Source organism: Streptomyces sp. H27-H5, from assembly GCF_026627505.1.
In the GTDB taxonomy this organism is placed as follows: Bacteria; Actinomycetota; Actinomycetes; order Streptomycetales; family Streptomycetaceae; genus Streptomyces.
The window spans coordinates 1-10,776 of record NZ_JAPNLK010000160.1; the positions used below are offsets into that span (position 1 = coordinate 1).

11 protein-coding genes are annotated in these 10,776 nt (G+C 72.6%); 5 read left to right on the plus strand and 6 right to left on the minus strand.

All coding sequences use genetic code 11. From position 1 onward, the window contains the following. Nucleotides 1-154 precede the first annotated feature (154 nt). Nucleotides 155-1,486, minus strand: coding sequence for an aminotransferase class I/II-fold pyridoxal phosphate-dependent enzyme (locus OTB19_RS39720; RefSeq protein ID WP_267803661.1), 1,332 nt, complete (start codon nucleotides 1,484-1,486; stop codon nucleotides 155-157). A gap of 37 nt (nucleotides 1,487-1,523) precedes the next feature. On the opposite strand from OTB19_RS39720, the gene OTB19_RS39725 reads away from it, so the two are divergent. Continuing rightward, on the plus strand, nucleotides 1,524-2,240 hold the full coding sequence (locus tag OTB19_RS39725; protein WP_267803662.1) for a pyridoxamine 5'-phosphate oxidase family protein: 717 nt from the start codon (nucleotides 1,524-1,526) through the stop codon (nucleotides 2,238-2,240). Here the strand turns inward: OTB19_RS39725 and OTB19_RS39730 are convergent. Continuing rightward, nucleotides 2,222-3,178, minus strand: coding sequence for a DMT family transporter (locus tag OTB19_RS39730; RefSeq protein WP_267803663.1), 957 nt, complete (start codon nucleotides 3,176-3,178; stop codon nucleotides 2,222-2,224). The two genes, OTB19_RS39725 and OTB19_RS39730, sit on opposite strands and share 19 nt — an antisense overlap. A gap of 163 nt (nucleotides 3,179-3,341) precedes the next feature. After that, a complete protein-coding gene (locus OTB19_RS39735) occupies nucleotides 3,342-4,298 on the minus strand; it encodes an EamA family transporter (protein ID WP_267803664.1) in 957 nt (318 codons plus the stop codon). A 171-nt stretch (nucleotides 4,299-4,469) separates the two neighbouring features. Between OTB19_RS39735 and OTB19_RS39740 the strand changes: the two genes are divergently transcribed. After that, nucleotides 4,470-4,898, plus strand: a complete 429-nt coding sequence (locus tag OTB19_RS39740) for an SRPBCC family protein (RefSeq protein ID WP_267803665.1) — start codon at nucleotides 4,470-4,472, stop codon at nucleotides 4,896-4,898. A 90-nt stretch (nucleotides 4,899-4,988) separates the two neighbouring features. Here the strand turns inward: OTB19_RS39740 and OTB19_RS39745 are convergent, their stop codons facing one another. Further along, nucleotides 4,989-5,609 carry a PadR family transcriptional regulator gene (locus tag OTB19_RS39745; protein WP_267803666.1) on the minus strand — a complete coding sequence of 207 codons (621 nt, stop codon included), beginning with the start codon at nucleotides 5,607-5,609 and terminating at the stop codon, nucleotides 4,989-4,991. Between the two features lie 185 nt (nucleotides 5,610-5,794). Here OTB19_RS39745 and OTB19_RS39750 point away from each other — a divergent pair, with 185 nt between their 5' ends. Next, complete coding sequence (locus OTB19_RS39750) at nucleotides 5,795-6,613, plus strand: PhzF family phenazine biosynthesis protein (protein ID WP_267803667.1); 819 nt, start codon at nucleotides 5,795-5,797, stop codon at nucleotides 6,611-6,613. Nucleotides 6,614-6,631: 18 nt separating this feature from the next. Here OTB19_RS39750 and OTB19_RS39755 read toward each other — a convergent pair whose 3' ends face one another. Beyond that, nucleotides 6,632-7,486 (minus strand): CPBP family intramembrane glutamic endopeptidase, encoded by an 855-nt coding sequence (locus tag OTB19_RS39755; protein WP_267803668.1) that lies wholly within the window; start codon nucleotides 7,484-7,486, stop codon nucleotides 6,632-6,634. Between the two features lie 45 nt (nucleotides 7,487-7,531). Next, nucleotides 7,532-9,067: a glutamate-cysteine ligase family protein gene (locus OTB19_RS39760; RefSeq protein ID WP_267803669.1), complete on the minus strand. Its 1,536-nt coding sequence runs from the start codon at nucleotides 9,065-9,067 to the stop codon at nucleotides 7,532-7,534. A gap of 495 nt (nucleotides 9,068-9,562) precedes the next feature. Between OTB19_RS39760 and OTB19_RS39765 the strand changes: the two genes are divergently transcribed. Continuing rightward, entirely contained in the window at nucleotides 9,563-10,183 is a 621-nt protein-coding gene (locus OTB19_RS39765; protein WP_267803670.1) for a hypothetical protein, read from the plus strand. Between the two features lie 284 nt (nucleotides 10,184-10,467). Then, nucleotides 10,468-10,656, plus strand: coding sequence for a DUF5999 family protein (locus OTB19_RS39770; RefSeq protein WP_053683766.1), 189 nt, complete (start codon nucleotides 10,468-10,470; stop codon nucleotides 10,654-10,656). Nucleotides 10,657-10,776: the final 120 nt, after the last annotated feature.

The following is a 10,776-nucleotide window of genomic DNA, read 5'->3' on the forward strand; positions in this document are numbered from 1 at the left end:
GTTTGAGGCGCGGGGGTCCGGGGGCGGAGCCCCCGGCAACGACGCCGCCCCGTCCACCGGCCCCACCGGCCGGACGGCGGGGCCGGGCCGACCACCGACCCGGCCCCGCACTCCCACACCCCGCAACCCCCAGCGGAGCGCCCCCGCCCCGGCCTCAGTCGAAGCGCCCTCCCACCGCCGGCCGCACCGCGTCGGCCACCGCGTCCGCGAGCCCCGCCACCTCCTCCAGCCCGAGCCCGGACACGGTGATCCGTACCCCGGGCCCGCTCTCCACTCGGAACCGCGCCCCCGGCGCCACCGCCCAGCCGGCCCCCAGCAGCCGCGCCACCGCCCCCGTCTCCTCGGCGACCGGTACCCACACGTTCATCCCGCTGCGCCCGTACGCCGGTACTCCCCGCCGCTCCAGGGCCGCGACGAGCCCGTCCCGCCGTTCCCCGTACGACCGCGCCACCGCGGCCGCGTCCACCGCGCCCGTGGTCCACAGCTCGACCACCGCGTACTGGAGCAGGCGGCTCACCCAGCCGGGTCCCAGTCGCTGCCGCCCCCGTACCCGGTCCATGGTGATCGTGTCGCCCGTCAGCACCGCGAGCCGCAGGTCCGGCCCGTAGGCCTTGGCCGTGGACCGTACGAGCGCCCAGTGTCGGGTGACCCCGCCCAGGCTCTGCAACGGCAGGTCCACGATCCCGTGTCCGTGGTCGTCGTCGAGGACCAGCACCTCCGGGTGGAGTGCCAGCAACTCCCGCAGTTCCGCGGCCCGGTGCGCGCTCACCGCCGCGCCCGTCGGGTTCTGCGCCCGGGCGGTGACCACCAGCGCCCGCGCCCCGTCGGCCAGGGCCCGCGCCACCGCCTCCGGCCGGGGCCCGTCGTCGTCCACGGCGACCGGCAGCACCCGCAGTCCCAGCGCGGGCGCGAGGTCGAGCACGCTCCCCCAGCCCGGGTCCTCCACCGCCACGGCGTCGCCGGGGCGCAGGTGGGCGGCCAGTACGCGTTCGATGCCGTCGAGCGCCCCCGAGGTGACCCCGACGGGTCCGGCCGGCACCCCGTCGGCGTCGAAGCCGGCGCGGGCGAGGGTCGCCAACTCCGGGGCGACCGGGTCGGCTCCGTACAGGGTGGGCGTTCGCGCGTACCTCCTCGCGGCGGCGGCCAGGGGCCCCTGGAGCGAGGGCAGCAGCGAGACGTCCGGGTTGCCCGAGGCGACGTTGCGCACGCCGGGCGGGACGTCCATCCGCAGCGCGTCGCGGGGCGCGCTCGCCGGTCGTGACCTGACGCGGCTGCCGCGCCGGCCGTCCGTCTCGATGACGCCGCGCTCGCGCAGGGTCCGGTAGGCGGCGGCCACGGTGTTCGGGTTCACCCCGAGCACCGCGGCCAGCTCCCGCATCGGCGGCAGCAGCGCTCCGGGGGCGAGCACGCCCGATCCGATTCCCGTTTCGACACTGGCCGCGATGTCCGATGCGCGACGCCCCGTGATCCGATAGTCTCCTAGCACAAACCACATTATGCACTAGTGCAACGGAGTTCGCACCATGACCGCCACGCCCGCCACCGAGCCGACCACGCCGACCGCCGCGCAGTCGGCCGCGCGGACGACCTCCGCGTACGAACCCACCGACCGCACCGTCCCGACCCGTTCCCGGGACCGGGCGCGCTACGACCACGAGACCGTGCACGCGATACTCGACCAGGCCTACGTCTGCCACCTCGGCTTCGTGCGCGACGGCGCACCGGTGGTCCTGCCGACGCTGTTCGGCCGGATCGGCGACGCCCTCTACCTCCACGGCTCGACCGGGTCCCGCCCGCTCCTCGCGGCGGGCAGGGCCGATCCGGGTCTGCCGGTCTGCGTGACCGTGACGCACGTGGACGGCCTGGTGCTGGCCCGATCGGCCTTCCACCACTCCCTGAACTACCGCTCGGTGGTCATCCACGGCACCGCCTACCAGGTCACCGACGCGCAGGAGTGCCGGACGGCGCTCGACGCCCTCGTCGACCAGGTCGTGCCCGGCCGGTCGGCCGACTGCCGTCCCCCCACGGCCAGGGAACTCGCGGCCACCGCCGTGATCCGGCTGGACCTGACCGAGGTGTCCGCGAAGCTGCGGACGGGCGGGCCGAGCGACGACGCCGAGGACCTGGTCCTGCCCTTCTGGTCGGGCGTGGTCCCGGTCGCGCCGGCGTACGGGACACCGGTCCCGGCCGCCGACCTGACTCCCGGCGTCGCCGTCCCCGACTACCTCGACACGCTCTGAGCCACCGGGGCGGGCCGGACCACCGGCCCGCCCGCCGGCCTCCGCGCCTCGGCGACGATCAGCGCCCCGACGGCCGTCAGCAGCAGGACGGTGCCCAGGATCACGGCCCCGGTGAGCCGTTCACCGAGCACCAGGACGGCGATCACCGCCGCGCTCACCGGCTCGATCAGCATGATCACCGACACGGTGGCGGCCCGCACGGCCGCGGCCCCGTGGAAGTAGAGCGCGTACGCCAGCGCCGTCGGCACGGTGGCCACGTACACGAGCAGCCACAGCACCCGACCGAGTTCGGCGGTGTGCGGGAGCAGGCCCTCCATCGCGGCGAGCGGCAGCAGGCACACCGTGCCCACCGCCACCGACCACGCGGTGGTCACCAGCGGGTCCCCGCCGGCCCCGCGCTGCCCCAACAGGCGGGCCCGCAGGGTCATGGCGGCGTAGCCGGCGGCCGACAGCAGGGCCCAGCCGACGCCGATCGGCCGCACCTCGCCTCCCCCACTGCCCAGCACCAGCACCGCCAGCCCGGCGAGCGCCCCGCCGACGGCGACGACCCCGCCGCGTCCGAGCCGCTCGCCCATCCAGTACCGGGCGCCGACCGAGATCAGGACGGGCCCCGCCCCCAGGGTGACCACGGTCCCGACGGCCAGGCCGGTCTCCCGCACGGCCGCGAAGTACGCGGCCTGGAACAGGGTGAACATCAGCCCGGTGGCGATCAGCGAACCGGCCGAGGGTCGCGGCAGGGCGGCACCGGGGCGGCGGACCGCGAGAACGGCGAGCAGGACCACCAGCCCGCCCGCGCACCGCCAGAACGACAGGGCCAGCGGCCCGAGATCACTGGCGAGGAACAGCAGTGAGGCGGCCGCCCCGGCGGTTCCCCAGGCGGCTCCGGCGACGACGAGGGAGAGAAGACTGCGCCCGGCTGCGGGCGAATGGTTCGACACGTGGGACTCCGCGCTTGCGTGAAGGATGAGGGAAAGGGGTCATCGCTTCGCGGGCAGCGCGAACCCGCCCGGGAACTCCCCGGGGCGGGGTACTCGTTCGCTCGAAGGCCGCCCGCGCTAGGCGGCGGGAGGCGGAAGCACGGTCGAAGGCATGCTCGGCACCCTAGGCGCTCGCCGTCTCGCGGTCCAACGCGGCCGGGTCGGCCGCCCCCGGCGGGGTGGGCCGCGCGGACTGGGCGATGAAGGCCCCGCCCAGGACCAGCGCCCCGCCCGCGATCTGCCAGGCGGAGAGGTGCTCGCCCAGCAGCACCCAGGCGAGCACGGTCGCGATGACCGCCTCCAGGCAGGCCACCACGCCCGCCACCTGCGGCGAGAGCCGGCGCACCGAGACGACCCCCGTCAGGTACGCGAACACGGTCGCGATCAACACGACCCAGCCGAGCAGCACCGCGGCCGGCACCATCGTGTCGCCGAGCGCCGCGTCGGAGCCCAGGACCGACCAGTCCATCCGCCAGGGCCGGGCGATCACGGTCATCACCAGCGCGCCGACGATCATGCCGAACGCGATCACGCCCAGCGGGTCGGGGACGTCGTCCCCGTCGGTCCCCTGATCCGCGAACACGAAGTAGAACGCCTGGCAGCAGGCGGCGGCGAGGCCCAGCAGCACCCCGAGCGGGTCCAGGCTCAGTCCGGCCCAGATCTCCACGACGCAGGCCAGCCCGACGACGGCCACCGCCGCCCCGGCCGCGGCCGCCCGGGTCACCGGCTTGCGCTGCACGAAGCGGATCCAGCCCAACAGCAGGGCGGGTCCCAGGTACTCCAGCAGGAGCGCCACGCCGACGGGGATCCGGGACAGGGAGGCGAAGTAGAAGGCCTGAACACCGGCGACGGCGATCAGTCCGAAGCCGGCCAGCAGGAACGGTTTGCGGCGCACCAGGTCGCGATGGCGCCAGGCCAGGGGGGACAGCACGAGCGCCGCGCCCGCCACCCTCAACCACACCACGTGCAGCGGGTCCAGACCCGCTTCGATCAGCGGCTTCGCCGCGACGCCCGAACCACCGAACGCACACGCCGAGACGAGGGCGAGGCCCAGTCCGGCGTTCTTCCCTGACGCTTGCATCGCCACATCATGGCAGGCGGCGTCAGGACCGTCATCGACATGACACCTGTTGAGACGCACTCGACACCCACCCCGGCCCGAGCCGCCCTATCTGACAGGTCGTCAGTATTGAATGTTGCGCCCGCCGGGGCTACCTTCCGCCGCACGTACCCGACGAGAAGGGGTGGTCGCATGGCCGAAGTCACCGCGGAATCACGCATCGAGGCGCCCGCCGCGAAGCTCTGGGCGCAGCTGACGGACTGGGACGCGTACGGCCGGTGGAGCATGACCCACACCAACTTCCCGAAGGGCGGACCGCAGACCCTGGCGGTCGGATCGACCTTCGCGGAGAACATGAAGATGATGGGCTTCCCGGCCGAGGTCCTCTGGACCGTCTCGGAGCTGGAGGACGAACGTCTCTTCGCCATCACCGGCAAGGGCCCGATGGGCGTGGCCGTCCTCACCCGGTACACCCTGATCCCGGACGGCGCGGCCACCACCGTCCGGATCGACGGCGAGTTCACCGGGGCCGCCGTGTCACTGATGGCCGGCAAGCTCAAGGACTCGGCCACGGCCGCGCTGAACGAGTCGCTGCGCAAGCTGGCGGGCCTGGTCGCCTGACCCGCACCCCTCCGCGTACGCCGGTGCGCACCAGGGCGCGCCCCGCGAGAGGATTCCCGCGGGGCGCGCCGTCGTGTGGTCTCGGCCGGCTCAGTGCTCGTCGGCCAGGATCAGGTAGAGCTTCTTGCGTGCGTCGTTGATGACCCCGAGGGCCTTCTCGCGCTGCTCGGGCGTGCCGGTCTTGAAGACCTGCCCGAAGGCTTCCATCAGGCCGACTCCGGCCGTCCGGACCTCGTGCATCGCCTCGAAGTCGAAGCCTCGTCCGGCGTCCGCCCAGGGGGCGTCCGGACCCGACTCGGCCTCGGCGCGGCCGGCGTCGGTGAGCGTGAACAGCTTCTTGCCGCCCTCGCTCTCGTTCGTGATGAGGCCCTCGTCCTCCAGCAGTTGCAGGGTCGGGTAGACCGAGCCGGGGCTGGGCTTCCAGACCCCACCGCTGCGCTCCCCGATCTCCTGGATCATCTCGTAGCCGTGCATCGGCCGGTCCGCGAGCAGCGCCAGGATGGAGGCGCGCACGTCACCCCGCCGGGCCCGGCCGCGCGGTCCACCGCGCCCGCCGCGCCCTCCGAAGGGTCCACCGCCGAAGGGCGGTCCGAACGGGCCGAAGGCGGCGCGACGCCCGCCGAACTCCTCCTGACGGTCCGGCCCGCAGTGGCCGTGACCCCGTCCGTGCTCGTGGCCGTGGTCGTGTCCGTGCTGTCCGTGTGAACGCATGACTGCGCTCCTTTCGTCATCGAGTGTTCTCGCCGTCCGACCCGATGTCCGACGGCTTCGATGTCTCCACTGTCGCTGATCGCTCGCGATGCGTCAACGATATATCGGAAACTCTTCGACGACAGAGCCAGACACCCCGAATTGGCCTTTGGTGGCGTTCCCCGACCCGCCCTAGGGTCGAGGTCATGCGCATCCGAATCGTCGACGCCTTCACCGACCGCCCCTTCCACGGGAACCCCGCCGGGGTCCTGCTGCTGGACGGCGCGTTCCCTCCGGACTCCTGGCTCCAGCAGGTCGCCGCCGAGGTCAACCTCTCCGAGACCGCCTTCGCCCGGCCGCTGCCGGCGGGCGGGGAGGCCGACTGGGAGCTGCGCTGGTTCACCCCGGCCGCCGAGGTCGACATGTGCGGCCACGCCACCCTCGCGACCGCCCACGTCCTCGCGACGACCGGCCAGGCGAGCGGTCTGATCCGCTTCGCCGCCCGCTGCGGGATCCTCACGGCGCGGACCGCCGAGGACGGCACGATCACCATGGACTTCCCGACCTCCTCGCTGACGGAGGTCGAGCCCGTGCCCGAGGTGGAGCGCGCGCTGGGCGCCGCGATCATTTCGGTGCACGACACGTCCGCCCACGTCGGCGACCTGGTGGTGGAGCTCGCGGACGAGCGGACGGTACGGGAACTCACCCCCGACATCGCCGCCCTGCGCGGCTACGCCCGCCGCGGGGTGATCGTCACCGCGGCCGCCGAGGACCCCTCACGCGGCCACGACTTCGTCTCCCGCGGCTTCTTCCCGGCGTTCGGCATCGACGAGGACCCCGTCACGGGCAGCGCCCACACCGCGCTCGCCCCGTTCTGGGCGCGACGCCTGGGCCGCACCACGCTGACGGGCCTCCAGGGCGGATCCCGTACGGGTCTGGTCCGCGTCACCCTCGCGGGTGAGCGCACCCTGCTGACCGGTCACGCGGTCACGGTCCTGGACGGGGAACTCCTCACCCGCCCCTGAGGACCGCCCGAAGACGCCTCAGGGGGTCGGCAGCCAGTCGACCCTGCCCGCGAGCAGGGCGTAGCCGCCGAAGGCCACGATGTCGAGCAGCGCGTGCGCGACGACGAGCGGCCCGACGCGCCCCCAACGGCGGTAGGCCAGCACGAACACCACGCCCATCACCATGTTGCCGATGAAGCCGCCGATGCCCTGGTAGAGGTGGTAGGAACCGCGCAGTGCCGAGCCGGCCAGCAGCGACGCCGTCGGGGACCAGCCCAGTTGGTCGAGCCGGCGCAGCAGGTAGGCCAGCACGATGACCTCCTCCACCACGGAGTTCTGCAGCGCGGAGAGGATCAGTACGGGGAACTTCCACCACACGTCCGGCAGTGCCTCCGGCACCACGGTCAGGTTGAAGCCGGTGGCGCGGGCCGCCAGGTAGAAGGCGAGCCCGGCGCTGCCGATGCCGGCGGCCACCAGCGCTCCGCGACCGAGGTCGAACAGCGGCCTGGTCCGGTCGAAGCCGAGCGCGCGCAGCCCCGGAACCCCTTCCCGGGTCAGCAGGTGCGCGACGAGCAGGACGGGGACGAGCGCACTCGCGATCCCGAACAGCTGCCAGGCCAGGTCCAGCCAGGGACGCCCGGGCGCGTACGACCCGTTCAGCGTGGCCGCCTGGTCCTTGAGCCCGCCCGGCTTCGTCAGCGAACCGATGAAGCTGATCAGGGCCGAGACCCCGCTCGCCCCCAGCGACAGCGCGAGGACGAGCAGCGTCTCGGTCCGCAGGCACCCGCGGTCGACTTCCCGCAGGTCCTTGACCACCGGCCCCGGCTCCACCCGCACGCCCGACTCCCGTCCCGCCGCGATCCCGCCGCGACGTGCCGTCACGACTTCCCCCATACTGCCTCCTCGGCGGGGGAACGGGATCACCGGACTCGATCGGGGTCAGCGACGGGCCGCCGCGGCGGCGTCCACCTCCTGCCCGGCGAGCCCGACCGGCCAGGTGTGCACGGGCTCGCCCCGGTGAGACAGCTCGCTGTAGCGCCGGGTGGTGGCCGCCAACGCCTCGTCGCGTCCCAGACCGCCCGCGACGGCCCGGTGGAAGGTGTCCACCTGCCAGGTCGCGCCGTTCACCCGGCGCCGACACCGCTGCTCGATGATCCCCAGGTAGTGGTCCCGGTCCGTCGGCTCGATGCCCCAGGCGTCCAGCCCGGCCGCCGCCATCGGAAGCAGCTCGTCGAGCACCAGCCGCACCGCCGGCACGCTCGCCAGACCTCCGCCCCGCCCCCGACGCGGCCAGCGCAGCCGCGCGTCGATCCCGTACCGACAGGCCGCGTGGAAGTTGGCCTCGGCCTCCGCGAACGGCAGCCTCGTCCAGACCGGCCGCTGCTCGTCCGCGAGCGTGCGCACCAGCCCGTAGTAGAAGGCGGCGTTGGCGACCACGTCGGCCACGGTGGGCCCGGCCGGCAGGACCCGGTTCTCCACCCGCAGGTGCGGCACCCCGTCGGCGACCCCGTACACGGGCCGGTTCCAGCGGTAGACCGTGCCGTTGTGCAGCACCAGCTCCTGCAGGCTCGGCACCCCGCCCTCGGCGAGCACCCGCAGCGGCTCCTCCTCGTCGCAGATCGGCAGCAGGGACGGGAAGAAGCGGACGTTCTCCGCGAAGAGTTCGTACGCCGAGTCCACCCACCGCTCCCCGAACCAGGTCCGCGGCCGCACGCCCTGCGACTGGAGTTCGGGCGGTCGGGTGTCGGTGGCCTGGGTGAAGAGCGGCGGCCGCGACTCCCGCCACAGCTCGTGCCCGAACAGGAACGGCGAGTTGGCGCCGACCGCCGTCTGTACGGCGGACACTGCCTGGGCCGCGTTCCACACGTCCGAGAACCGGGCCGGGGTCACCTGGAGGTGCAGTTGCACCGAGGTGCAGGCGGCCTCGGGCACGATCGACCCGGAGGTCCAGGTCAGCCGCTCGACCCCGTCGATGTCGAGGATGAAGTCCTCGCCGCGCATCATCAGGATCTGCTCGTTGAGCAGCGAATACCGGTCCACGGCGGAGAGGTTCGCCAGGGCCAGGTCGGAGCGGGTGAGCGTCGGCAGGATGCCGATCATCAGCACCCCGGCGTCGATCGCGGCGGCCTGCCGGTGCGCATAGTGCAACCCCGCGCCGAGTTCTTCGGCGAGCTGGTCGAATACCCGTCCGCCGAGGCGGTGCGGGAGTACGTTCACCTCCAGGTTGAACATTCCGAGTTCGGTCTGGAAATCGGGGCTCGCTATCCGCTCCAGAACCTCGGCATTCACCATTCTCGGCAACCCGTCGGCACCCGCGAGATTCAGTTCGATCTCCAGTCCCATCATGTTCTTGGGCCGATCGAACCTCTTCTCCGCCAGAAGGCGCTCCAGCCCCTCCAGGCACTCGTGGAGCTTCCTTCGATACCGATGCCGATCGGACAGGTCGAATCCGCCTGCCACGACCTTCTCCCCCATCGAAGCGTCCCTCCTCGAATGGGCCTGGCCCGGTGCACCCAGGCGCGCGTTACGGTCGATGATGCCCCGGCGCAGTGATCGATAACGCGGCGGGGGCGCGCATGGCGGACAGCGCGCGCCGGTTTGGCCCGAAGGGCGCGTCGGCACATTCACCTGGCAAGCTTGAAAACGCAAATTCCGCGTCGACTTTGCGCGTTCCGCATAACCGACGCTTTCCAGCCGAGCCCCCGTCCGGTAACCTCCGAGGTCAGCGCGACATGTTCGCGCACAACCGGCATGAATGCCATGCCAGAGGGACCGGTAAGCGCCTTGTCGGCAATGGACGGGACAGCTAGCCGAAACACTGCGTGAACACATGTCGTATAAACTCCGCAAACGAGGCAGAGAGTTGGCGCGCGGCCATTGCCCCTCAGCCCCCCTCTGACCCCAGAATGCGACAGCGCCGTCCGCACCTTCCCCCGCACCCCAGGTCTCCCAAGTGAGAGGCGACCCACCATGCCGCTGCATGTCCCTCCGGCTCCCGCGCCCGCCCTGCGCTGCGTCCTCGCGGCACTTCGCTCCCCCACCGCCGTGCACGAGGCGCACACCCCGGCCCTGCGCAAGATCCAGGGCCCCCTGACCGCGGAACTCCCCCTGCCGGTCCACGTGCTCGACCGGTTGCAGGCCTCGCCGCTCACGACCGGCGGCCGGCCGCCCCGCACGCGGCTGACCGGCTGGAGGTTCATGATCCGCAGCGGAGATCGATTCGTCGCCGCGGCCGACACCCGGCTCACCGCGGACGGCTGGGCCTTCTCCCACTTCTTCGAGGGCCCCTACGTGGCGGCGACCGAACGCGCCCTGCGTCAGGCCGAGTCGCTCGGCATGAACCACCAGCCGAGACTCCTGTCCGTACCGGAGCTGTACATGCTGACCCTGTGGCTGCACGGAGCGGTCAACGCCGACGCCTCGGCGGGCCTGCCGGACGCGGCCGACCTGCTGATCCCCCTGGCCCCGGCACCTCCCGGGATCGCACCCTTCCGACCGCACACCGTGTCCGAGCTGTTGCCCGTACTGACCCGTCGACTCACCCCGCCCGCCCCTCCGGCACCGCCCGCGGTGGCCGCACCGGCCGCCTGACCAGCGCTCCCCGACCGGCATGGCCCAAGCTGCCCATTCGGCCTAGCCCGCTCGGACCACTGGTGAACCACCCGAAATGACAGGGGAGTTGGCCTGAACCGCCCGCACGAGTGATGCGTCATCAATGTATGAGGACAGCTGCCGGGAAATACCTACGAAGCAGCCGTCGTGGGGGAACACTGAGGACATGCTCCCCGCAGGCGCGGGGATGACCCAGGGGGACGGCCATGAATCACGCATCGAGCCGTAGCACACAGACCACATCGCAGCGAAAGAACGCATCCATGTGCCAGCACCAGCCAGCCTGCCCGACGTCAGACTCCGCCGACAGGGAGGCCGCACTGCCCGTGGCCAACCACCCGGAACAGGGCTGGAGCCTGCTGTGCAACGGCGTCCTGCTCTTCGAGGACACCGGGGAGCTGTTGCCGGACGGCCAGATCATCGCCCCGCACCGGCCGCTCGCGGTCGCCTAGTGCAGCGCGTTGCAGGTCCTTTTCCGGTTGGGCGGGTTGGGTGCGGTCACGCCTCGTGGTCGGCGAGGTGGACGATGGCGGCGGTGTCGAAGGCGTCGTTGGGGTGGCCGATGTCGGTGC